The following is a 21,625-nucleotide window of genomic DNA, read 5'->3' as shown; positions in this document are numbered from 1 at the left end:
TAATGGCTATCTTTGAAACGTTATAAAAACATTGACTATATGAGTTTAGCCGATAATATAAAGCGCTTCAGGGAAAAACAAAGGGTTACAGCAAAAACAGGTAGTCATTGAGATTGGATTGGGGGATTTCCCATTACAACAAAATTGAGAACAGGTAGCGTGAAGTTTCTGCAAAACTGTTAGACAAACCGGCCAAGATTTACGGTGTTTCTATTGACGCCATTATATACATGGAAGGCGAAGTGCCTAAAGAGATTATGATTGAAGATAAGACCACCAGTGAGCAAATGAGGCTTATCCAGGAACTCGACAAAAAGCATAAAGGCATTATATTTTCAATGATTAACATAACGCTTATAAAATATTCCTTTCAGAAAAATATCGCTGCAGTATAAGCAAAAAGCCTGATTGCTGGGGCTTTTATGCTATTTCATTTTAAGAGTTTTCAAAGATTTATCAAAGAGTTCTTTCTTTTCCTTTGGAACATTATCATATCCGATACTTACCCTTCCAATTTTAACATCCTTCCAAAACAGTAATTTACTATTCACCCCGGATAATTCAAAAGTGTCTGGCAAAACTGCAACCTGTTTTTTTTCTAAAAGCTCATTAACTTGTTTTGTCAATTCTTCATTTTGAAATCTAAGTTGTAGAACGCTATCCCCCAAACTCTTTATGTTTTCATAATTATGCGTTTTCCTAAAATTTGTGATATAGACAAAAGATGAGTCTTTATAAACATAGCGCCTTTCTTTTTCTACGGTAACTTCGTATCCTTTAATTTCATAACCTTTTGGCACATCTAATAAATATTTTAAATGAGCCTTAGGACTGTATTTTACGGTATTTAGTTCTTTGCTCATTGTACATGAACTTAGTATTAAAAACATTCCTATTAAATATTTCATAAGCCTTATATTATTTAGGGTGTGTACCAATTTGGCTATATAGGTTAATTTGCAGGAGTTGCATCCGTGTGCCTGAGCCATCAAGAAAGTTACCGAATAATCATAAAGATTGAGTCTTCCGTATCCAGTCCCTTAGCGTTGTACTTGTAAAGTTGCTGGCTTGTAGCGAAACCCTCAACAAAAGACATCCCGAACGGATAATGATGATTACTCTGAACAATACTGTCACTATCAGTCACACGATTATTACCCCAATAATCCGTCAAGTAAAAATAGCATGTGCCGTTTTCAATTCCCGTCCGTCGACTGCATACGTGTGTGTATTCGCGATAGAAGAAATCTTAAACGTCCGTAGCAAATTTAATACATTATATAAGATTTCGCTTATACTTTTATTATAATCTTTTATCAGGTTGTCATTTTTATCGCAAAGGTATTCTGTTGCAAGGTTGGCATTATGCTTAAAATCCATCGATTGAGAGAGTCACAACCGAACCTGTGTCTTTAGTTTCCACCAACTGATTGCCGGCATAAGTATCATTATAGTAAGAACCATTATTCCCGGATTGAAATAGCTAGTTTCAGATACCAATTCATACGGAAATGTTGGAAGAATGGACTAGCCAAGCAAAACAAGACATTGCCAAGCTGATAGCCATAACCTTCGGAATGCATATCGCCAAGAAGTTTAAAGACTTATTTAATAAAAATGCATATACACATAAACACCCGAAATACAGGACGTTTATTTTATAGAACTATTTGTTTTACGAATGATCAAAGAACAATAAGAACGTAGATGCTACCAATAGGAATATCAACAGAATTGTCGACAATAGTTTATGTCTAATAGTCCATTTTTTATATATTAAACATATAACTCCCAACAAAATCGTTCCAATTATTGGAGACAAATCAATTCCCTTTGCAAAAATAGTCAGGAAGTATTGTTCTCCACCTGCATGTTGAGAATCAACTGTAATTGCTACAATAAACAAAATGATCCAATAAAAAATAAATAATAAAAACAATATTAACAAAGGATTCCACTTTTTCATATCTTATTTTTTATGTTCTTTATCGAGGAATAATTTCACCATTAACCACTTGACATGCTCCTGCTGGTAATTTTTAAATTTTGTCGGTAAGGTATTGAATTGAACACCCTTTATTTTTGTCATTATCAGTAGCAACACCAGCACCCATACCAATATCATCTCTGTATGCTAACAAAAAGTAACTTGCATATTTTGAGTCCATCTCATAACCAACACCTCTCCTCTCATTTGCAGATAAATTCCAAGACAGACTCTTAATTCCGCCATGAGATATATCAATATAGTCAGCATTCGAACGGATAATAGTGACTACTCAGAACAATACTAGCACTGGCAATCACACGATTAAGACCCAAATAACCCGTCAGGTAAAAATAATATATGTCGTTTTCAATTTCCGCCTGTCAGCTGCATACGTGTATGTATTCGTAACAGAAGAATTCTTAAGCGCCTGCGGCAAATTTAATGCATTATATGAGATTTCGGTTATACTTTTATTATAATCTTTTATCAGGTCGCCATTTTTATCGTAAAGGTATTCTGTTGCAAGGTTGGCATTGTTCTTAAAATCCATTGATTGAGAGAGAGAGTCACAGAGAAACCTGTGTCTTCTGTTTTCACCAGTTTATTGCCGGCACAAGTCATGTTCAGGCCGTCATACGTAAAATCAGAATTTCTCGTTTTGCTATCCTTGATACATTTAGTATAAACATTAAAATTAGAGACAAAAGTACCAACTCTGAAAGGCTTCTGCTTTATTTTGCTAATTCTTTTTCCTGCTCTATCTTGCACCTAAAATAAATCCTTTGAGATTCTTCATCTTTTTCCACAATAAGATTCACATAAGATTTTTTATTAAAACATAATTCAGGATAACCAAAAATAGCTTGTACAAAAGGGTAAATATCTTCATCTTTATCTATGATTCTAAAAAACCAATTAGTGTTTATTTCACCATTAACCACTTCAAATAATTGACAAGGGCAGGCAGAAATAAAGCCTTGGTCATCTATAAGATAGGCTTGGTAAGTTTCAAAAACTATTATCCCCATTACCAAGTATTCTTTCCCAATTGTTATTTCATTAAACTGACTATTCTCAGAACTACCAAATCGCCGAAATTCATTCTTTTTTTGTGGGCTGTTTTCATACACCCTTAAAGCTTCCCCTGTATTGTATACGCAACGTACTTTCATAAGTTATTTGAATTCAAAATCATCAACAGCTTTTCAAATACCATTTAATCTTCCCCACGTAATGTATGGTAGTTTTAGTTCCATCCAATGCAGTATGCGTGCATTGCATCTTATTCCAACCCAACCAACAACTATCTTTCATACCTGTCATCATCGTTTTGCCAAGTGTAGAATTGAACATAGTTTCTTCCATAGCTAATTATTCTGTAAGATTTTCAGCTGTGATTCTGCCCGTAGAACCTAATCCTAAAGGTTTTTAAATGTTGGCTTCCTTAACAGCCCCTTTCAAAAGAGCTTTCAACCATGACCCTGAAAAGGTCAATGTTCTTCCTGCTAACGACCCTGCGAGTTCTACAGCTGCAATGCCCACGAGAGTACTTCTTATCTGACGATCAATAATTCAAACAAGAATTTTCACTTGTTTGAATTGACATGGAAGAGCCCACATTTTTATAGCTTTCAATTTCCGCCCGTCGACTGCATACGTGTATGTATTCTTGGCAGAAGAGATCTTAAGCGTCTGCGGCAAATATAATACATTATATTATATTTCGGTTATACTTTTATTATAATATTTTGTCAGGTTGCCTTTTTTGCAATTTAACGAAATATCGTATTTTAATAATGTAGAATATTACTAGGTCTATTAATTATCGGATCATTGGTAAGCTATACCATGTCAGCTTCCCTTTTTTAGGACGGTATTTAATTAGACTGCTAAATTAATAATATTATTATCAGTTTCATACTTCCTTCTGTATTCATTGGGTGACATGTCACCCAATGAATGGTGCGGGCGACACTCATTATAGTCCTCCATCCACTTTTCGGTTATTTCCCTAACATCAGTTAGTGTTCTAAAGATATATGCATCTAACACCCCTCTTCGGTAACTACCGTTGAAACGCTCTACATAACTGTTTTGTGTAGGACATCCCGGTTGGGTATATTTGATCGTTATACCATTAGCTTTGCACCAATCCTGGAATTTATTTGAAATAAATTCAGGTCCATTATCACATCTTATAGCTTCAGGCTTTCCCTTAAGCCATATTACTTTCTCCAATATTCTTATAACACGTTCCGCCGGCATTGAGATTGATATCTCTTGAGCTATGGCGGAACGGTCAAAATCATCCAATATATTCAATACACGAAACTTACGACCACACTCCAAGCTGTCACTTACAAAGTCCATAGACCAAGTTTGATTGGGAAGACCTGGAGTAATAAGAGATTGCTTAACTCTTGCTGGCAATCGTTTCTTTAGCTTTGAGCGCTTATTAAACCTCATCAGTTTATAAACCCTATACACTCGTTTATGATTCCATTTTTTACCTTCCCGACGTAATCTTGAATAGATTTTCCAGAATCCATCGCCAAACTCTGAGGCTTCTCGAATGGAATCAATTACCTCATTATCATCCTTCTTTTCAGCATAATAGAAATACGAACGATGAATCGATATTAACCTGCATGCCCGAGTGATGCTGATTTTGTAATCCGTTACTATTTCTGCTACAACGTCTTTCTTTACCTCGGGCTCTATAGCTTTTTTCGATGACATCCTTTAGGATCTTATTATCTAAAGCTATATCAGCATACATCTGCTTTAGGCGACGATTCTCTTCTTCAAGCTCTTTCAAGCACTTAATATGGCTTGAATCCATACCGCTGTACTTCGATCTCCAATTATAAAGAGTAGCACGAGATATACCATATTCACGACAGATAACATCTGCAGATAAACCACTATCAAGTTGATTGACTGCTTTTACGATTTCATGCTCACTGAGTCTTGACTTTTTCATCTTTTATTCCTCCTTGACAAATTTAATAAGATTTGTCTAATTACAAACAGTCCGACTTAAAGGGAAGCACACAACCACAGGCATAGTATCGCTAACTTCTTCAAAACCCATATCAAAGTTCATATAAGTTATATTGTTAACTTTAAATTCATACTCGACATTCATAGTTCCTTTTCTTCCTATTCTATATACATTAGAAACCTTTGCCTTTATACAAGTTCCTCTTTTTTTCAAAATAATATTGTAGTATTTGTTTTTAAGTGCAGAAGCAAGAATAACTCCTGAGAATAAAAGGCAACCTTAGTATTTAGGATTGTCTAAAACTTCTGTAGGAATTATTAATAAAGGAATGTAGATATATTAGCCTATCTTTAACGGAACAGCAGTCTTCTGAGTATATAAACCTAACTATCAGAAACTATAAAACTATTGTTCTTTATCATCTATAACAGCAGACATTTCCCGAATATCAACTTCTAAAAAAGGTAAATTACGCCTATTAACGCTCCTCATTTCATCCCATTTTTTTATTTCATCTATAGATCTAGAGTTAGGGCTATAATATTCAAACTTATAATTCTTAAAGTTAATATAAACTGAGTCATTATCTATATATCTATTGTTAAAAAGAACCAGACTAGAATCATTTTTTAAGCAGATTAATAAACTTCCGACATTGGATACGCGTATATAATCCTTTTTAGGTTTTTTTAAAGAGTAATATCTGCCTGGTATTACATAACAATATCCTCCCACTCTTTTCCATACAGTAAAAGATATGTTATTCACTATATAGAAATGGCGAAACTGGCTCCATACGAAAACAAACATAGCAAGAACCATGATAGTAATAAAAAACTTTTTTACCATAATAAAAATAATAAATTAGAAAAAGAACTGTTTATCATTACCCCAAAAGAGGCCTTTCATATTTGCCTAAATTCATTTAAATACATTTTAAATTCTGAATCTTATGCTTTGCTGTTTGACAGAAAAAAAAGACTAAGTAATATAGGGATAAATATTTTCATCATCTGCTCCTCCTTACCCATTATACTTGTTATATTGTTGGCATGTACTGAACCCTTCAGCAAAAGACAGACCTCATCTGCCGCAAATTTAATATGTTATGTGAAATCTGGGCTATAATAATATTATAATATTTTATCAGGCAACCGTTTTATATTAAATATATTCTATTAAATGGAAGCTACAGCATTGATCTCGCCATACTGGATAACAGTGATGGCAATATTTAATATTTTAAAAAGACGATTATAGATTTTAATGGGATAGCTGTGAAATATACTAATCATCATAAATAAACATGCAATTAATAAGGACCAAGACCTACGCCTATGGTCATGCTAGAAAACTGAAAAAATAAAATAAAAGTATAGCATAAATATCATATAATGTATTAAATTTGCTGCAGACACTTAAAATTTATTCTGCCACGGATACATATATACATATGCAGCCGATGGACGGAAATTAAAAGCGGTGCTCGGTGTAGTAAAATGATTGGGAGCTCGAGTATAAGCCAACAGCCTTACAAGTACAATGGTAAGAAACTGGATACGGAAAGAGGAGTCAACCATTAGTATTTCGGACGATATTGCATGATCAAAAGTCAATGAAACGCATAATCAAAGTGATAGCAATTTCATTAATTGCTATTATAGTCACTGTACTTATTTATATTTTTTTCTTTATGCCAACTTACAATTGGTATACGGAGATAGATTTTGGCAATAATTACACATTGGAAATGGATAAAAGTATTTATTATCGTTCTTTTAATGGAACAACAAAAAAATACAATTGGTATTATGTTGTAAAAGATAAAGTTGAAAAGTACAATTTTGATAAAAGGTGGATTATTGCAAAATCGAATAAGCATTATTGGATTATCGACAAGAGTATTCCTGTAAATCTCAATGATTCAAGTACTTTTGATAGTATTGTTGAAAAATCACAATATTTAAACAAATCGTATTCGTATAGAATTATAAAATCGGGATTAGTTGGTCCATTGGATTCTCTTTCCTTTGAACAATCAAGAGAAAAACATAAAATACCAACAAATTTAAAATTAAAATAATACAAATCATTTGAAAGACAGGCGTATCAATCGTACAATTCCGCAAAAGGCTAATAAGGCTGATGTTAATCAACCTAAAGTACGAACAGTAAGAAACAAACAGGCAAGTATATAATTATTAAATTCAACAGCAGATAAGCTCCTGAATACAAAACAGTAAGTGTTAACATTGCTTTGTTATATTTAAACCATTTTTTATCAATAAAACCCACTAATATCATAACAATAATCTCAAAAAAAGGGAACAAATCAAAGCCTTCGGCAATAATCCTTAAAAGATATTGTTCAAATCCTGACGCATGTGATTCCATTATCAAAGCTATGAGATATACACATACCCAATATAAAAAAAAGAAGCAAGTAATATAAACCACAAATTTACCCTTTCCATAATTAAATGATTTAATTAATTGGTTACTAGTTAACCATCTACAGCTTGTGGAATAGCTAACCTTATCCGAAGATTAAGTTAAGCATAAAGAACTAATCATATATTCTATGAAACAAGTACTTTGCAATCTCATCATGATCACCGTTAATAGCCAACGCCAATGGATAATTTCCTTTGTGCGTTTTTAAGCGTAGATTAGCTCCATTTTCGAGCAATCGTGAAACCATCTCTTTATGCCCTTGAAAGCAAGCAGGATGAAGAGGCGAATTTCCTGTATTATCAGACAGATTCACATCTGCTCCCATCTTTAATAAAAAATCAAAAATGTCATTTTTCTCTAATAATACAGATAGCAATAAAGGAGTCACACCTTCTTTCGTTTGAGTATTTAGCAAGCAAATAGCATTCAATGGTTGATTAATAATATCAGCCATTCTTTCTACTAAGCCGGAGTAAACAATACTATGAAAAACACCTTCTCCCAAATCATTGACTAGTGTTATATCAGCTCCATTTTCTATGAAAAAAGAATAAGTATCACTTTGGGAATCACCTATCGAATATAACAACAATGTATCATTATCTTCGTCCGGAAATCGATGATTAATGTCGTATTTATGTCTATTCATCTCTAAAAAATGAATATCATTACAAGCTATTGCATCTTTTAGCAATTCATTGAAATTCTCCATTGTTAATTGTCTTTTTATCTCATAATTTTCATCAATTTATCTCTTTAAGCGATCGCGTAATTAGATTATTACCTTTAGCGGTTGCAACCTCATATACCTTCTTATTTTTTTCTCATATTAAATTAGTATGCTACTTGGAATTAACAATTAATCAAAGCTTTGATATGATTCACAAAAAAAAACAAACACAACAATTTTGTCACATGATTAGATATTTACATACTGCAAATAAAGCCAATCGTCTAAACATTCAAGTTTTTGAGCTACAAAAATTTCTTCTTTTATGTATGTTATCTCTTTCTCATTAAAATCGGCAACAATCTCAGTTGTAATTTATTTTACCAATTCGCATTCATCCTCTCTTGGCTGTGTCTTAAAATAAACTCTTAAGATGACAGGCATTTTTTTATAGCCAATTGTAATAGCTTGCATATTGGGCGTTACTGCGCCAAGCATAGCTCTTTGTGCTGATAATAGTATGTCTTTTCTTTCCATAATATTTAAAGTTTTGTGGGAACAATATGTGCGCCATCTTTTCCCATATGTACAATCGCTTTAGTAGTTGGCACAGCCTTTCCTATTGTCCGGTCAACACATTTTCCTATTACTTCACCAAAATCACTCCTCAGGGATACATAATATAAATCCCCAATGCAGAGTCTATATACCGAGTAGAATAATTATAAAAAACATCCTCTCTTTCCGTATTCAGTTCCTTACCGTTGTACTTATAAGATTGCTGACTTGTAGCGGACACCTCAGCAAAAGACATACTGATAAGTTTAAATAAGCCGTTTTCATTGGTCATATGACTTAAGAATCTGCAACAAATTTAATATATAATATGAGACTTTGACTATATTCTTATTATATTTTTGCTCAGTCTTCCCGCATGATCGTAGGCATACGTATAAAGTTTCGTTTAGCTTGCCTATGAGGTATGCATATCTTTCATTTGTTGGTCCATCAATCCATTTTTTTCATTACAATTTCAATTTCATGATAAAATAAAGATGCTATTTCTTTATACTCGGGGTTATTTTTTATTCTTGTTTCAATTGCCTTCTTAAAGTCTTTATAATTGTACTCAATATCTGAACTACCATCTTCCTTAAAATAAAATTCAGTTCCCATCAACTCTGCATATACCTTTTCAACCTTGGGATTTTTCTTAAAATACCAAAGAGTAAATTCAGGATTTATCAACGCGAACTTCATACAATACTTTCCTAAAATTTCACTTAAAGCACTGTCAGATTCCAAACATATTTGATTGAAAATATAGAAATAAAATATTACTTCTTGATTAGAATTACCATTGCAGGTTATCTCACTTAAAAGTTCTTCAGTTAACTTATTATCTGTGGTTCTAAAATTCTTCAGATAATACCTAACAGCATTTTTACAGATTGCAGGAGAATATAAAATATTATCTTGTTCAGTTGTAGTCATATCCTCCCAATATATAAAGCTAGACTGATTTGTTCCTCTCGAACCAGCTACACTCAAAAGAGAAATACATACACTTAAAATTAGGCCTTTCATTGCTATTGTCCTCCATTATTTTTATTTCCAAATATACTATCATTCTTTCAATCCTTCTCCTGATCATTCATTGTACTTGTAAGGCTGCCGGCTTACACTGAATCCTTTAACAAAAATCGCAACAATATCTTATGATAACATATTCATATTATCAATGTCTTTTAAAAAAGCTATAAAAATATCACCATTTTCAGTTATAAAGTCCACGTATTGACATTTATATTTACTTATCTCATTTTTACTTTATTGAATGAGTATAAACCTTTTCTCTTTTCAAATAGTTACAAATATTATAAGTAATATGTATCTTTCATGATCATGGGCAATTAAGTTGTTAAATGCCGACTACTAAACAGCACTGAAAATCTAAAAATTTAACAACTAACACAATGTGGTTTTTAATATTGTGTCACGTTCTTATTAAACTCATATTTCTTAAAATCATCAGGATCTCCTATGTACTGAAAAAGATACCATGGTGCCTGATTTCCAAACAGACCTTTTCCTGAAATGTAAAACAACATATATTCCACTCCATCATCTTCCCGTATAGATATATTACATCTATTCTCATCTAGATCATCCTTCATCCTAAATAACCATTTTCCTAGAAAGCTTTTCTTTGCACCACTTATATCATTCACATTTTGAACGATACAACTGCTATCTGCGTTTAATACTATCTGTCCTCCTGCCTTAGATTCCCATGTCCCTACAAAATAGTTAAAAGCAGGACGTTTATTTGTACAACTGCTAAGTAATAACAATAAACTCAATAATAAGTATCTCATTTTATTATACATTTAATATTTCTGAGCGCCACCGCTGGCACTTACAATCACACCATTATTACCAAAATGATTCTGCTTACAATTATATCACCTTTCTTTCGCTATTTTCAATTAGGATCACGAGGAGTGATGTATAAGCAACCTGATTCGTCATCAATATCTACATCATACTGATTATGTCGCAACAAAAAAACGACATACCGCTGCTCAGGTAAAGTAAGTAAACTATCTCCATTAAACCATGCATCTTTAAAATAAGCAAAAAGTAAACCTTGTACTCCATTACTTATGTAAATGGAATCAACGCGAGCCTGGGGAAGAACAACATACTTCTTTAAAATTGCAAAAGAAATACTATCAACGACCAAGGTGTCTCTATATGAGAGATTAATAAATTCTTTGTAAGTGAGTTTTTTATACTCACTTATTTTTTCGTTTTCTCTTTCCAAGATGGGACATAAATCTCCGCTCTCTGCTACCACGCAATAAGCAGAGTCTTTCCATTGTAAAACAGTAGAAATCAAAGATACTAAAGGAACAAGATCCTCGGATTCAGACTTGTATGTATCTTTTAAACTCTTAATCCTGAGTAAAATTATAATTGCCACTACTACAGCAATAAGAGATAAAATTGTGAATGCTTTATGCCTAAATATTTTGGAATGTCTTTTTTCTACCATATTTATTTCTTTTCTTTCTTTTTTGGGGAGAGGCTATTTTGATTTTAATTCCATTACAATAACAACTTCTTTTGGGAAAATATAGCCTTTATAGCTTTTCCCTATTACATATACAGTATTCTGCGAATAAAGGGTTATTCAGGGAATATATTAGCATTGTGATTACAAGGAATATTCAGTTCATGATCATGGCTAATTATGCAGTTTATTAGTTGTTCATAGGTTTAATATAATTATATCCCGTCTCCCCACATTCAAAATAGCCATTCCTCTTAGTTTCTTTCGTTTTTTTTACCATCCCAGAGTTAGTAATATAATACTCATATATATCTTCTGCAAAACAAAAATATTTAATCATATCAACTTTATTACCCATTTTATATTGATAACATTTACTAACGATAGCATAATCGCAACTTATCTCTCCAAAAGCCTCCCAAAAATCAACCACGACACCTGCAAGCTCTTGATAATCAACAAAATGATTTTTTTTATTGTAGGTTATAATATAAATTCTAGCATTCTCCATCTCATGTTTATCTGTATACTCTTGCATTACTAAAGTAACAACAATACTATCGCGACTAGGAAGCAAATACAAGCTTTTAAATGTGCTATTAAGATTTCTTTTCAGAAGTTCTGTAGGGATAAATCTTTTAAAACTATTATTTATTTCATGTAATCGAGACCCATTGTTAACTATTTCAAATACAGCATCTCTATCCAAATTAATTGGTAAAGATGTTTTTTTAAAAGTCTCTAGATAATTCTCAAATAAAAACATGGTCCCAAGCTGCTTAGTTTGGGCCCTAACTCCCATGCACAAAACACTTATTAGCAATAAAATACAATACTTTATTTTCATAGCAAAAAATTGTTTAACATTAAAACATCTATTCTGAGGTACTTATCCTTTTGAATTATAAAAAAAAATATCACAACACCATAAGTCTCTACTTTATCATTTTTATAACCATTCTGTACTCTAATTGAGTAGCTAATGCTAAATCAAAATTAGAGAAATTCCGAGCCTTTTATCTCATTCAATAGAAGATAAAAAAACTAACAGAAGAACAATTACTAATATGATTACAACTGTAACCACTCCAATTATATAGTTTTCCATGTCGTACATTCTGCCCCAAGTAGCATCAAGGCTACCTTCCACTTCATCTTGCAAACTTGTTTTCCAACTATGTATTAACCAATGAATCACCCTACCTATTAGTTCAGCAAAGTCAACAGCCATATGTTTTATTTAATTTAAAAAGCCTAGTTACTGAAATAATGATTTAATATAAAAAACTATCAAAAAAGACCATGCAAGCAGTATTAATGAGAATATTGTAATTACAATTCTATTATTGATTATCCATGAACGATAAAAGAAAAGACTCGCAACAAAAGCTATAATACATACAAACGGAGCCAAATAGAAAGAATACATCGCAACTTCAAACGGTTTTTCTGAAACATCCTCTATAAAGTTAGACACATATAATTTTGCCAGTATTATCCAAGCAAACAATACAAGTAAAGTTATTTTAATGGGGTTCATTATTACTATCTTTAGCGTTTTCCACCTACAGGCTCATACCTTCCTTGCGGTAGCCTAACAAGTAAAACAATCATAAAAATTAAATCCAGACTTCGTATACAATCTCCTACAGTTATAACTTCTTTTACTTATAAGCTGCAAAGTGCATGTGTTCATAATAAAATAAACAACAACTATCAGCAACAATTTTAACACATTATATAAGATTTTGATTCTAATTTTACTGCTAGCCTAAAGTCCTCTTTGAGGCTTACAAAACAGAGATTGAATCAATCATCTTATTCAAAAAGATCATAAATATAAAAGACTATACTCAGCAACCAAAAGAATAAAAATCCACCAAAAGCAATTGTTATGCTTAAATTGTCGCGTATCCAACTTTTCTTATCAATAAGCAAGAACAATACATAAGATATAATTCCTACAACAGGGATCAAATAAAAGGCATAGACCGTTAAAATAAAATTAAAATCGCCCTTAGCCCCAATTACTAAATTAACGAAAAAGATCAATATAATCCAACCTAATAAGGTTAATAATGTCTTCTTTACAGGATTCATATATATCAAAGATAAATACTACATTTGGCACGAAATAAATTTCAAAAAGTCACTTGCAAATTTAATACATTATATGATATTTCGGTTATACATTTATTATAATATTTTATAAGCCCCTAATCATTTTGAAAAATTTCACACACGCATCTTTTCAGCTTTCTGTCGATATCAACCCTGTTCATTAGAAAGTACCATCCTTCAGAGTCTAAATTATATTTTCTCATCTGTCTGCTTTTTATTACTGCTGTAGTACCGCCTCTTGCAAACCGTCTCCATATTTTAATAAATCTTCTGGCGATGTAAATAAGTGTACCATTTTTTATTCTCAATAGTTTTATGCCACATGCCAGTAGTGTTCTTTAAGGCATTTACAAAAATACTATCATAAAAGAATCGTTCATTATTGTAGCCTTTTCGATATAAGATTCGCACCTCTCTTATTTTTAGATTTTCATCAAACAATACAATGAAATATTCATGCATATTATATTCTTGATAATTGTAACTTGGATGATTAATATATTTTCGCCCAAGATATGCAGACAAAGAATCTCGTCCTCCATTAAAGTCTACACCTCCTGAGCAAGCAGTTATTCTCTTACCATCTGTAGAATAATACACGCATCTATTGTCTTTAAATAAAAAGCCAATTGGATGACCATATATATCCTTAACCCCTTGATTTTGGATTTTTTTTCCTGATTCACAGCAACAGAATACTATTAGTACTCCAACAAGTATTAAAACAAATTTCCATTTTACTATCATAGTCTAATATTCTTAACATCAAAATAGCCTACAACCACCGAAATAACTAATCAAAGTCCTAAAACATTAACAACTTACAACAAATATAATATATTATGTAAGATTCCTATTATAATTGAATCAATTTCTGTGAATATTACTTGAAGAAAAAATAATTTATAGCTACTTTCGTGCATCAGCAATGAAAAGGTGAACATGAAAAAAATAGCAGCCTTAAGGTATTATAAGGATTTAAAAATATGGTGTACGATAACAGTTGGAGTTATCGTACTCTTATCGTGCTCTGCAGAAAAGGAGAGAGCAGTAATTACCATAACAAATAAAGAAATCCATCTCGATGCCGAAGGTGCACAAAGTCAAAAGATACAAATCATATCAAATGCAGAATGGGAGATAAAAAGCAATGAAGACAACTGGCTTTACATTAATAAAGAAGCTAACAAAGATGACACCGCAACCGTTTTTATCACAGCAAGTCCTAACACCGGGCTGCAACGAAGTACACTCATCAGTATAATGAACTACCCGAAAGGGGTATTAGGTGATTAACAATACTGTTCTCTTTGAAATATATGACCCCTGGTCAAAAGGGAAAACCTATACCAATGGTCTCTACATGGGATGTGACAGAGTATATCGACGGGAAGATATTGTCAACGCTACTAATGTATGGTGGAAATATGCCATCATAGTGCATCCACAATCACAAGACACACGATCATTGTATAATAATAGACCGGAGTTACAGAATGTACCGGTACAGTTTGGGTGGTAACGGGATTTGTATTATGAGCAAAATGTCATAAAAAAAACAGTCTGACAAAATAAAAAAGGCTCAATCATTTAATAGTAAGTGCCTCTAAATCTTCAAGAGTACCATTAAATACATTCAAATCAACCTCTTCTTTGATTCCCTTTACCGAGCCAACATCCGTATGCTGCCAAAAATACCATTTACCTGCGTATTTAACTGAATCAACATAATAATGTGCTATCCAATACGGATAAACATCGAAAGAGGGATCATTGAGGTATTTGGTTTTGAATTTGTGGGAAGTGTATAAAATGGGCTTTACTTTATAATGCGCCTCCACACGGTCAAGCCATATCTTGAGACTCTTTTGAAGCTCACTTTTACTTTTCCTGCCGGTTAGCTCCACATCAAGTACTGGTGGAAGGTCTCCTTTTCGTAAAGTGACGGTTTTAATGAAGAACTCAGCCTGTTTCAGTGCATCGGTCTTCGGCGAAAAGAAGTGATAGGCACCTCGAATAAATCCGTATTTATGGGCTAAAGCGAAGTTTTTTTGAAAAGTATCATCACCCAGGGTTGCGCCCTCTGTTGCTTTCATAAATATAAACTCGATAGGGAAATCAGTTTCTTGGTTCTGAGCAAAAAGTTCTTCCCAATCAATTCTTCCTTGGTAATGTGACACGTCTATGCCGTGAACATCATAGCAGCAAGGCATACAAACGCCGTATTCTTTTTGTCCGCCACACGGTTTCCAGCGGTAAGCATACGGACGAATAAAGAAATAATAAAAACTGGCAGAAAAAGCCAGGATGAGAAACAAAGCCAGCACATTGCGTAACCACACAGGCATGGAGCGGGAAGTTTTTTTCCGCTTACGTTTCGTTGATTTACTTCGGGAAGTTGTTGATTTTTTAGAGGTTCGTCTGCCCCGCACAGTGCTAATTCCGGTCATGTCTCAGGCTGAAAAGAAATAAAAAGCCGGTAACAGTCATGAAGAAATACATGCTTATTACCGGCCGGTATTCAAAAAATATTATTTAGCTTGTTCAAGCTGTAATGTTTTGGTTGGCTGATCACAAACTTCTGTAGGACCAAAGTACTGAATAGGACCCGGATATACATAAGCTGTTTCTATAGCCCACTTGTCACGTTGTGCAACAAATGCTTTGAATGGTGCACCATCAAGTTTAACCAAAGCTTTCTGGATAACCGGTTTCATTTCGCCGTGACGACGTTCCATGTTCATCATCATCGTAATGGGCACACCACCTGCAATCCATTGATCGGCTGGAGCTGTTGTGTTACGAACCGACGACATATAACCGGTTTTACCGTCTGCTATAAGCATAGAAGCCGTATAACCCAATGAGTAACAGTAGTCTGCATCATAATTTGAAGGCGCTGCGCAACGTCCTTCATAACCAAAGAAGTGATGTTGAGAAGCGAATTTTCCAACAAACTTACCTTCTGCTTTCCATTGAGCCAATTTAGTAGCCACCATTTCAGAAAGAAGCTTTTCGGTCTCAATCAATGATACCTGTACATTTCCATGAGGGTCTCTGTCAAGAGTTAATTGACGAGCTACTCCTTCAGGCAAGCTAGCATAGATATCTGCATTTGCTTTTGAAAGTTTTGAAATGATATAGTCTCTCTGATGAGATTTCTTGATGTGCGAAAATTCCTCTGCATTGGCAGCCAAGAAGTCGTTCAATTCGGAGATAAGTCTCTTCATTGCCGGAATAAACTCAATCAGACCTTCGGGAATCAGTACGGTACCGAAGTTATTGCCCTGAGCAGCTCTGTTGGCTACAATTTGGGCGATGTAAGTTACCACATCGTCCAAAGACATGTCATTAGCCTCTACTTCTTCAGAAACAATGCATACGTTCGGTTGAACCTGGAGTGCGCATTCCAAAGCGATGTGAGAAGCCGAACGACCCATCAGCTTAATGAAGTGCCAGTATTTACGGGCTGAATTACAGTCGCGCTGAATATTTCCAATCACTTCAGAGTATACTTTACAAGCTGTATCAAAACCGAAAGAAGTTTCAATCATCTCATTTTTCAAGTCACCGTCAATTGTTTTAGGACAACCGATCACTTGAACACCGTATTTTTTAGCAGCATAATATTCTGCTAAAACACAAGCGTTCGTATTAGAATCATCACCACCGATAATAACCAAAGCTTTGATTCCTAATTGCTTCAGAATTTCATAACCTTTGTCAAACTGTTCTTCCTTTTCAAGTTTGGTACGGCCTGAACCGATTATATCGAAACCACCTGTGTTGCGATATTCATCAATGATATCGGCAGTTAGTTCCATGTAGTTGTGATCAACCAATCCACCGGGACCCAATATAAATCCGTAAAGTTTGCTATCGGCATTCAATTTCTTAATACCGTCAAACAATCCGGAAATAACATTGTGCCCGCCGGGAGCTTGTCCGCCCGAAAGAATAACACCTACATTGACCGGAGAAAAAGATGTTTCTGATGCTGATTCAACAAATTGTATCAATGGCATTCCGTAGGTATTGGGGAAAAGCTCTTTAATAGCTTCCTGATCTGCAACCGATTGTGTAGCAGCTCCCTCTTTCACCTGAACAAATCCTTTCAACGCTTTTGGCAGCTTGGGTTGATAAGCTGCTCTTGCAATTTGCAATGCACTTTTAGTCATTTTTCTATTTTTATTTAAAGGGGTTAGTAAGTTCTGTTTTTAAACGCGAGCAAATTTCGCTTTTTTTTCTGAATTATGAAAATACAAGAGGAGTAAATACCTGCTAAGTACCTCAAAATACGAAAAAACGTACATTTAATAGCATAAATCCAAAGATTCTCCTTATCTTTACCCCATATATTTTAATTTAAACCACATAAATTGTAAACATTATGGCAAGTAGAAGAGAACTAAAAAAGAATGTAAATTATATCTTGGGAGAATTATTCACCGAGTGCCTCATACAAACAAACTATGTACCCGGAACTAATAAGGATAAAGCTGAAGAAATTATGCTTAACATTCTTAAAGTACAAGATGACATAGTATGCCGCATAAGCCACACGGAACCCGGTAATGTAAAAGCATTCTACAAAAAATTGCGTGCTGATTTCGATGCCAAAGTAAACGAAATCATTGATTCAATCGGTAAGCTAAATTAATAGTCAGAGTATTTGTTAGAATGAAAAAAGCAATTTACAGCTTTATTTACTTTCGTATCTTAGGATGGAAAGTAGTTCTTGATGTACCTAACTACGACAAGTGCATAGTATGTGCAGCTCCTCATACAACCAACTGGGATTTATTTATCGGAAAATTATATTACGGTGCCATTGGTAGAAAGACTAGTTTCATGATGAAAAAAGAATGGTTTTTCTTTCCTCTGGGACTTTTATTTAAAGCCGTTGGTGGAATTCCCGTTGATCGCGGTCGTAAAACATCATTAGTTGACCAAATGGTTAATCATTTTCGCACAAGTAAAAGATTTCATTTGGCAATAACCCCTGAGGGCACACGTACAGCAAATCCTAACTGGAAGAAAGGCTTTTATTATATTGCAATGAAAGCAGAGGTGCCCATCATATTGGTTGCTATTGATTACCCAAGCAAGACAATCACTTCAAACAAGGTTATTATTCCTTCCGGTGATGTGGATAAAGATATGCGTGAAATCAAATTGTATTATCAACAGTTTAGAGGGAAACATCCTGAAAACTTTGCTACAGGTTTGTAAGTTGATTCCATGTTGTTAAACGACTTAAGAATAACCATCATTCAAACAGAGATTATCTGGGAGAATAAGCAGGAAAATCTCCGTTCACTCCGCAGCAAGCTCGAAAAGCTCTGCGGAGAAACGGATCTTGTTGTTTTGCCTGAAATGTTTTCAACAGGTTTCAGCATGCGCAGTGATGTATTAAGTGAAAGCATCACGGGAATGACCATTACAACACTTCAACAATGGGCTTCCGAGTTCAATCTGGCCATTGCAGGTAGTTATATAGCCTGCGAAAATACCTCTTATTTTAACCGCGCCTTTTTCATTACTCCTGAAGACGACTCCGTATTTTACGACAAACGACATCTTTTCCGTATGGGAGGTGAAACTGAAGCTTTTGCCGCCGGAGATAAAAAAAGTATTATTCATTATCGGGGCTGGAATATTTGTCTGTTGGTTTGTTACGACATACGTTTTCCGGTATGGAGCCGAAACGTAAACAATGAATATGACCTTCTTATTTATGTGGCAAACTGGCCTGCAGGAAGAAGATCCGTGTGGGATATACTACTCAAAGCCCGTGCTATTGAGAATGCATGCTATGTGTGTGGGGTTAATCGCATTGGGAAAGACGCATTCAACATTGATTACAACGGAGGAAGTGTGGTTGTTTCTGCCCGGGGAGATGTCATAGTGCAAGTCCCTGATAATGAGGATCACTTTGCTACCGCCAAACTAAATTTAAAAAACCTGCATCTATTCCGCGAAAAGTTTCCCACTTGGAAAGATGCCGACTCGTTTCACATCGATTAAAACGTTTTCCTTTCACTGTTTTGAGCTCTTTCCGAAGAGAAACAAATGTTAAAAACCTGCTGATTGCGCAACAATATGATACTAAAAAGAGTTTCATAACAAACTGATTTAGTATATTTGTCGTGAATAACAGTCACACGACTTTAATTTAACATAACTCAAAAAAGAACTTATGAAAACAAATCTTAGTTCTCAAATCACTCTCAACAGGGTTTCCCCCAGATACTACAAACCCGAGAATGCATTTGAGAAATCGGTGTTAACCCGATTCGAGAAAATCCCTACAGACATATTTGAATCTGCTGAGGAAGGTGCTAATCAAATAGCTTACGAAATTGCTCAAACCATTAAGGAAAAGCAAAAAGTGGGCAAATTTTGTGTTTTGGCGCTAACAGGAGGCAACTCTCCCCGAAATGTTTATTCGGAATTGATACGGATGCATCAACAAGAAAAGCTGAGCTTCCGAAATGTTATTGTATTCAATTTATACGAATACTATCCGCTGGCCCCTGATGCAGTTAATAGCAATTTCAATGCATTGAAAGAGATGTTTCTCGATCACGTTGACATTGATAAACAAAACCTCTTTACTCCGGATGGAACTATTGCCAAAGATACCATATTTGAATATTGCAAGTTGTATGAGCAAAGAATTGCCAGTTTTGGTGGCATTGACATTGCTTTATTAGGAATAGGAAGGGTTGGAAACATTGCTTTTAATGAACCTGGCTCTCGATTAAATTCTGCTACGCGACTCATTCTTCTTGATAACGCATCCAGAAACGAAGCAGCCAAATCCTTCGGTAGCATAGAAAGTACACCGATTAGTTCTATCACGATGGGAGTTTCTACCATTCTCGCTGCCAAAAAAATATTTCTCATGGCTTGGGGAGAAGACAAAGCCCACATGATAAAGAATTGTGTAGAAGGTGCTGTAACAGATAATATTCCTGCATCATACATACAGACACACAACGATGCGCATGTAGTGATTGATCTTTCGGCTGCAGCAAATCTTACCCGCATACAGCGGCCGTGGCTGGTTACTTCCTGCGAATGGAATGATAAACTCATTAGAAGTGCTATTGTATGGCTTTGCGCTATCACCAAAAAACCTATTCTTAAATTAACAAATAAAGATTACAACGAAAACGGACTAAGTGAATTGTTGGCTTTGTATGGCTCTGCCTACAATGTTAACATCAAGATCTTCAATGATTTTCAACACACTATTACCGGGTGGCCCGGTGGTAAGCCCAATGCTGATGACACTTACCGTCCTGAACGTGCTAAGCCTTTCCCTAAAAGGGTTGTTGTTTTTTCTCCGCATCCTGATGATGATGTGATTTCCATGGGTGGCACTATTCGCCGACTGGTTGAACAGAAGCACGAAGTGCACGTGGCATATCAAACTTCCGGAAATATAGCAGTAGGCGATGAAGAAGTTATTCGCTTTCTTCATTTCATCAACGGATTTAATCAATTATTCATTGAGAGTGCCGATAAGGTTATCAATGATAAATATGCGGAGATCCGTGAATTTCTTAAAGATAAAAAAGATGGTGACATGGACACTCGCGACATTCTGACGATCAAAGGTCTGATTCGTCGCGGCGAGGCACGCATTGCTTGTATGTATAATAATATTCCATTAAACAGATGCCATTTTCTGGATCTTCCTTTCTACGAAACGGGTAAAATTCAAAAGAATCCTATCAGCGAGGCAGACGTGGAAATCGTAAGAGCTTTGCTTCGCGAAGTAAAACCGCATCAGATATTTGTGGCAGGAGACTTAGCTGATCCGCACGGAACTCATCGTGTATGTACAGATGCTGTATTTGCTGCAATTGACTTAGAGAAAGAAGAAGGAGCCAAATGGTTGAAAGATTGCCGCATATGGATGTACCGAGGTGCATGGGCAGAGTGGGAAATTGAACACATTGAAATGGCTGTACCTATCAGTCCGGAAGAATTAAGAGCCAAACGTAATTCAATCCTCAAACATCAGTCGCAAATGGAAAGTGCACCGTTTATGGGTAACGACGAACGTCTGTTTTGGCAGCGTAGTGAGGAGCGTAACCGTGGCACTGCTGCACTTTACGATAGTTTAGGACTAGCTTCTTATGAAGCAATGGAGGCTTTTGTTGAGTATATACCTTTATAAATAAGGACATACCGTAACAATTAATTAAACAAGCTATTGGTTGTCCGGCTTTCTTTTTGAAGTGAAATACCGGTAACCAATGGCTTGTTTTTCTTTGGGATGTTAATCATCCTTAACCT

26 protein-coding genes are annotated in these 21,625 nt (G+C 34.7%); 8 read left to right on the top strand and 18 right to left on the bottom strand.

Going from position 1 to position 21,625, the window contains the following annotated elements; translation table 11 throughout:
• The first annotated feature begins 230 nt into the window (after nt 1-230).
• Nucleotides 231-395, top strand: a complete 165-nt coding sequence (locus C511_RS18025) for a transcriptional regulator (RefSeq protein WP_148297784.1) — start codon at nt 231-233, stop codon at nt 393-395.
• A gap of 30 nt (nt 396-425) precedes the next feature.
• Here the strand turns inward: C511_RS18025 and C511_RS0115655 are convergent, their stop codons facing one another.
• The 6 genes from C511_RS0115655 to C511_RS0115620 all read right to left on the bottom strand — a co-directional run bounded on the left by C511_RS0115655 (nt 426) and on the right by C511_RS0115620 (nt 5,843).
• A complete protein-coding gene (locus C511_RS0115655; RefSeq protein ID WP_034782745.1) occupies nt 426-908 on the bottom strand; it encodes a hypothetical protein in 483 nt (160 codons plus the stop codon).
• Between the two features lie 89 nt (nt 909-997).
• The gene (locus tag C511_RS18020) at nt 998-1,174 is read right to left on the bottom strand and encodes a hypothetical protein (RefSeq protein WP_154657510.1); all 177 of its coding nucleotides are present in this window, start codon (nt 1,172-1,174) and stop codon (nt 998-1,000) included.
• Between the two features lie 1,547 nt (nt 1,175-2,721).
• Nucleotides 2,722-3,162 (bottom strand): hypothetical protein, encoded by a 441-nt coding sequence (locus tag C511_RS0115635; protein WP_024997690.1) that lies wholly within the window; start codon nt 3,160-3,162, stop codon nt 2,722-2,724.
• Nucleotides 3,163-3,184: 22 nt separating this feature from the next.
• On the bottom strand, nt 3,185-3,355 hold the full coding sequence (locus C511_RS18015) for a hypothetical protein (RefSeq protein ID WP_154657509.1): 171 nt from the start codon (nt 3,353-3,355) through the stop codon (nt 3,185-3,187).
• 516 nt (nt 3,356-3,871) lie between these two features.
• A protein-coding gene (locus C511_RS0115625; RefSeq protein ID WP_244877246.1) for an IS3 family transposase occupies nt 3,872-4,973 on the bottom strand; the annotation gives its coding sequence in 2 pieces (ribosomal slippage) (nt 3,872-4,721 and nt 4,720-4,973; 1,104 coding nt in all).
• A 426-nt stretch (nt 4,974-5,399) separates the two neighbouring features.
• Nucleotides 5,400-5,843 (bottom strand): hypothetical protein, encoded by a 444-nt coding sequence (locus C511_RS0115620; RefSeq protein ID WP_027318381.1) that lies wholly within the window; start codon nt 5,841-5,843, stop codon nt 5,400-5,402.
• A gap of 766 nt (nt 5,844-6,609) precedes the next feature.
• Between C511_RS0115620 and C511_RS0115615 the strand changes: the two genes are divergently transcribed.
• Nucleotides 6,610-7,077 carry a hypothetical protein gene (locus tag C511_RS0115615; RefSeq protein ID WP_024996803.1) on the top strand — a complete coding sequence of 156 codons (468 nt, stop codon included), beginning with the start codon at nt 6,610-6,612 and terminating at the stop codon, nt 7,075-7,077.
• 483 nt (nt 7,078-7,560) lie between these two features.
• Here the strand turns inward: C511_RS0115615 and C511_RS0115605 are convergent, their stop codons facing one another.
• The 10 genes from C511_RS0115605 to C511_RS0115560 form a co-directional block, all read right to left on the bottom strand.
• A complete protein-coding gene (locus C511_RS0115605) occupies nt 7,561-8,160 on the bottom strand; it encodes an ankyrin repeat domain-containing protein (protein WP_024996801.1) in 600 nt (199 codons plus the stop codon).
• A gap of 333 nt (nt 8,161-8,493) precedes the next feature.
• A complete protein-coding gene (locus C511_RS18010; RefSeq protein WP_154657507.1) occupies nt 8,494-8,655 on the bottom strand; it encodes a hypothetical protein in 162 nt (53 codons plus the stop codon).
• A gap of 5 nt (nt 8,656-8,660) precedes the next feature.
• Nucleotides 8,661-8,789 carry a polymorphic toxin type 50 domain-containing protein gene (locus C511_RS18610; RefSeq protein ID WP_369440834.1) on the bottom strand — a complete coding sequence of 43 codons (129 nt, stop codon included), beginning with the start codon at nt 8,787-8,789 and terminating at the stop codon, nt 8,661-8,663.
• Between the two features lie 337 nt (nt 8,790-9,126).
• Nucleotides 9,127-9,612: a hypothetical protein gene (locus C511_RS0115590; RefSeq protein ID WP_024996799.1), complete on the bottom strand. Its 486-nt coding sequence runs from the start codon at nt 9,610-9,612 to the stop codon at nt 9,127-9,129.
• 491 nt (nt 9,613-10,103) lie between these two features.
• Nucleotides 10,104-10,496 (bottom strand): hypothetical protein, encoded by a 393-nt coding sequence (locus tag C511_RS0115585; protein ID WP_034782778.1) that lies wholly within the window; start codon nt 10,494-10,496, stop codon nt 10,104-10,106.
• A 107-nt stretch (nt 10,497-10,603) separates the two neighbouring features.
• Nucleotides 10,604-11,176: a hypothetical protein gene (locus tag C511_RS0115580; protein ID WP_024996797.1), complete on the bottom strand. Its 573-nt coding sequence runs from the start codon at nt 11,174-11,176 to the stop codon at nt 10,604-10,606.
• A gap of 208 nt (nt 11,177-11,384) precedes the next feature.
• Nucleotides 11,385-12,041 (bottom strand): hypothetical protein, encoded by a 657-nt coding sequence (locus C511_RS0115575; RefSeq protein ID WP_154657506.1) that lies wholly within the window; start codon nt 12,039-12,041, stop codon nt 11,385-11,387.
• Nucleotides 12,042-12,215: 174 nt separating this feature from the next.
• On the bottom strand, nt 12,216-12,425 hold the full coding sequence (locus tag C511_RS0115570; protein ID WP_024996795.1) for a hypothetical protein: 210 nt from the start codon (nt 12,423-12,425) through the stop codon (nt 12,216-12,218).
• A gap of 587 nt (nt 12,426-13,012) precedes the next feature.
• Nucleotides 13,013-13,294, bottom strand: coding sequence for a hypothetical protein (locus C511_RS0115565; protein WP_024996794.1), 282 nt, complete (start codon nt 13,292-13,294; stop codon nt 13,013-13,015).
• Nucleotides 13,295-13,573: 279 nt separating this feature from the next.
• Nucleotides 13,574-14,062 (bottom strand): hypothetical protein, encoded by a 489-nt coding sequence (locus tag C511_RS0115560; protein ID WP_024996793.1) that lies wholly within the window; start codon nt 14,060-14,062, stop codon nt 13,574-13,576.
• 195 nt (nt 14,063-14,257) lie between these two features.
• Here C511_RS0115560 and C511_RS0115555 point away from each other — a divergent pair, with 195 nt between their 5' ends.
• Both C511_RS0115555 and C511_RS18005 read left to right on the top strand, forming a co-directional pair.
• Nucleotides 14,258-14,611, top strand: a complete 354-nt coding sequence (locus tag C511_RS0115555; RefSeq protein ID WP_027318379.1) for a BACON domain-containing protein — start codon at nt 14,258-14,260, stop codon at nt 14,609-14,611.
• Nucleotides 14,604-14,837, top strand: coding sequence for a hypothetical protein (locus C511_RS18005; RefSeq protein WP_148297734.1), 234 nt, complete (start codon nt 14,604-14,606; stop codon nt 14,835-14,837). The genes C511_RS0115555 and C511_RS18005 overlap by 8 nt, the downstream gene beginning before the upstream one ends.
• Nucleotides 14,838-14,901: 64 nt before the next feature.
• Here C511_RS18005 and C511_RS0115550 read toward each other — a convergent pair whose 3' ends face one another.
• Both C511_RS0115550 and C511_RS0115545 read right to left on the bottom strand, forming a co-directional pair.
• Nucleotides 14,902-15,765, bottom strand: coding sequence for a glycoside hydrolase family 25 protein (locus tag C511_RS0115550; protein WP_027318378.1), 864 nt, complete (start codon nt 15,763-15,765; stop codon nt 14,902-14,904).
• An 81-nt stretch (nt 15,766-15,846) separates the two neighbouring features.
• Complete coding sequence (locus C511_RS0115545; protein WP_024996790.1) at nt 15,847-17,493, bottom strand: diphosphate--fructose-6-phosphate 1-phosphotransferase; 1,647 nt, start codon at nt 17,491-17,493, stop codon at nt 15,847-15,849.
• A gap of 212 nt (nt 17,494-17,705) precedes the next feature.
• On the opposite strand from C511_RS0115545, the gene C511_RS0115540 reads away from it, so the two are divergent.
• The 4 genes from C511_RS0115540 (at nt 17,706) to C511_RS0115525 (ending at nt 21,506) form a co-directional block, all read left to right on the top strand.
• The gene (locus C511_RS0115540; protein ID WP_024996789.1) at nt 17,706-17,975 is read left to right on the top strand and encodes a hypothetical protein; all 270 of its coding nucleotides are present in this window, start codon (nt 17,706-17,708) and stop codon (nt 17,973-17,975) included.
• Nucleotides 17,976-17,995: 20 nt separating this feature from the next.
• A complete protein-coding gene (locus C511_RS0115535; protein ID WP_024996788.1) occupies nt 17,996-18,547 on the top strand; it encodes a lysophospholipid acyltransferase family protein in 552 nt (183 codons plus the stop codon).
• 9 nt (nt 18,548-18,556) lie between these two features.
• Complete coding sequence (locus tag C511_RS0115530; RefSeq protein ID WP_024996787.1) at nt 18,557-19,342, top strand: amidohydrolase; 786 nt, start codon at nt 18,557-18,559, stop codon at nt 19,340-19,342.
• A 172-nt stretch (nt 19,343-19,514) separates the two neighbouring features.
• The gene (locus C511_RS0115525; RefSeq protein WP_024996786.1) at nt 19,515-21,506 is read left to right on the top strand and encodes a glucosamine-6-phosphate deaminase; all 1,992 of its coding nucleotides are present in this window, start codon (nt 19,515-19,517) and stop codon (nt 21,504-21,506) included.
• Nucleotides 21,507-21,625 lie beyond the last annotated feature (119 nt).

The sequence above is a fragment of the Bacteroides graminisolvens DSM 19988 = JCM 15093 genome (assembly GCF_000428125.1).
In the GTDB taxonomy this organism is placed as follows: Bacteria; Bacteroidota; Bacteroidia; order Bacteroidales; family Bacteroidaceae; genus Bacteroides; species Bacteroides graminisolvens.
This window is presented reverse-complemented; position numbering and strand designations above follow the sequence as displayed.

What these genes read in the sequence shown, in the direction of transcription:
- C511_RS0115570 (WP_024996795.1), bottom strand. Translation starts at nt 12,425, where the DNA reads ATGGCTGTTGACTTTGCTGAACTAATAGGTAGGGTGATTCATTGGTTA.
- C511_RS0115560 (WP_024996793.1), bottom strand. Translation starts at nt 14,062, where the DNA reads ATGATAGTAAAATGGAAATTTGTTTTAATACTTGTTGGAGTACTAATA.
- C511_RS0115585 (WP_034782778.1), bottom strand. Translation starts at nt 10,496, where the DNA reads ATGAGATACTTATTATTGAGTTTATTGTTATTACTTAGCAGTTGTACA.
- C511_RS0115555 (WP_027318379.1), top strand. Translation starts at nt 14,258, where the DNA reads ATGAAAAAAATAGCAGCCTTAAGGTATTATAAGGATTTAAAAATATGG.
- C511_RS18015 (WP_154657509.1), bottom strand. Translation starts at nt 3,355, where the DNA reads ATGGAAGAAACTATGTTCAATTCTACACTTGGCAAAACGATGATGACA.
- C511_RS0115545 (WP_024996790.1), bottom strand. Translation starts at nt 17,493, where the DNA reads ATGACTAAAAGTGCATTGCAAATTGCAAGAGCAGCTTATCAACCCAAG.
- C511_RS0115590 (WP_024996799.1), bottom strand. Translation starts at nt 9,612, where the DNA reads ATGACTACAACTGAACAAGATAATATTTTATATTCTCCTGCAATCTGT.
- C511_RS0115535 (WP_024996788.1), top strand. Translation starts at nt 17,996, where the DNA reads ATGAAAAAAGCAATTTACAGCTTTATTTACTTTCGTATCTTAGGATGG.
- C511_RS0115540 (WP_024996789.1), top strand. Translation starts at nt 17,706, where the DNA reads ATGGCAAGTAGAAGAGAACTAAAAAAGAATGTAAATTATATCTTGGGA.
- C511_RS0115525 (WP_024996786.1), top strand. Translation starts at nt 19,515, where the DNA reads ATGAAAACAAATCTTAGTTCTCAAATCACTCTCAACAGGGTTTCCCCC.
- C511_RS0115615 (WP_024996803.1), top strand. Translation starts at nt 6,610, where the DNA reads ATGAAACGCATAATCAAAGTGATAGCAATTTCATTAATTGCTATTATA.
- C511_RS0115655 (WP_034782745.1), bottom strand. Translation starts at nt 908, where the DNA reads ATGAAATATTTAATAGGAATGTTTTTAATACTAAGTTCATGTACAATG.
- C511_RS0115575 (WP_154657506.1), bottom strand. Translation starts at nt 12,041, where the DNA reads ATGAAAATAAAGTATTGTATTTTATTGCTAATAAGTGTTTTGTGCATG.
- C511_RS0115530 (WP_024996787.1), top strand. Translation starts at nt 18,557, where the DNA reads ATGTTGTTAAACGACTTAAGAATAACCATCATTCAAACAGAGATTATC.
- C511_RS18025 (WP_148297784.1), top strand. Translation starts at nt 231, where the DNA reads ATGGAAGGCGAAGTGCCTAAAGAGATTATGATTGAAGATAAGACCACC.
- C511_RS0115620 (WP_027318381.1), bottom strand. Translation starts at nt 5,843, where the DNA reads ATGGTAAAAAAGTTTTTTATTACTATCATGGTTCTTGCTATGTTTGTT.
- C511_RS0115565 (WP_024996794.1), bottom strand. Translation starts at nt 13,294, where the DNA reads ATGAATCCTGTAAAGAAGACATTATTAACCTTATTAGGTTGGATTATA.
- C511_RS18010 (WP_154657507.1), bottom strand. Translation starts at nt 8,655, where the DNA reads ATGGAAAGAAAAGACATACTATTATCAGCACAAAGAGCTATGCTTGGC.
- C511_RS0115605 (WP_024996801.1), bottom strand. Translation starts at nt 8,160, where the DNA reads ATGGAGAATTTCAATGAATTGCTAAAAGATGCAATAGCTTGTAATGAT.
- C511_RS0115635 (WP_024997690.1), bottom strand. Translation starts at nt 3,162, where the DNA reads ATGAAAGTACGTTGCGTATACAATACAGGGGAAGCTTTAAGGGTGTAT.
- C511_RS0115550 (WP_027318378.1), bottom strand. Translation starts at nt 15,765, where the DNA reads ATGACCGGAATTAGCACTGTGCGGGGCAGACGAACCTCTAAAAAATCA.
- C511_RS0115580 (WP_024996797.1), bottom strand. Translation starts at nt 11,176, where the DNA reads ATGGTAGAAAAAAGACATTCCAAAATATTTAGGCATAAAGCATTCACA.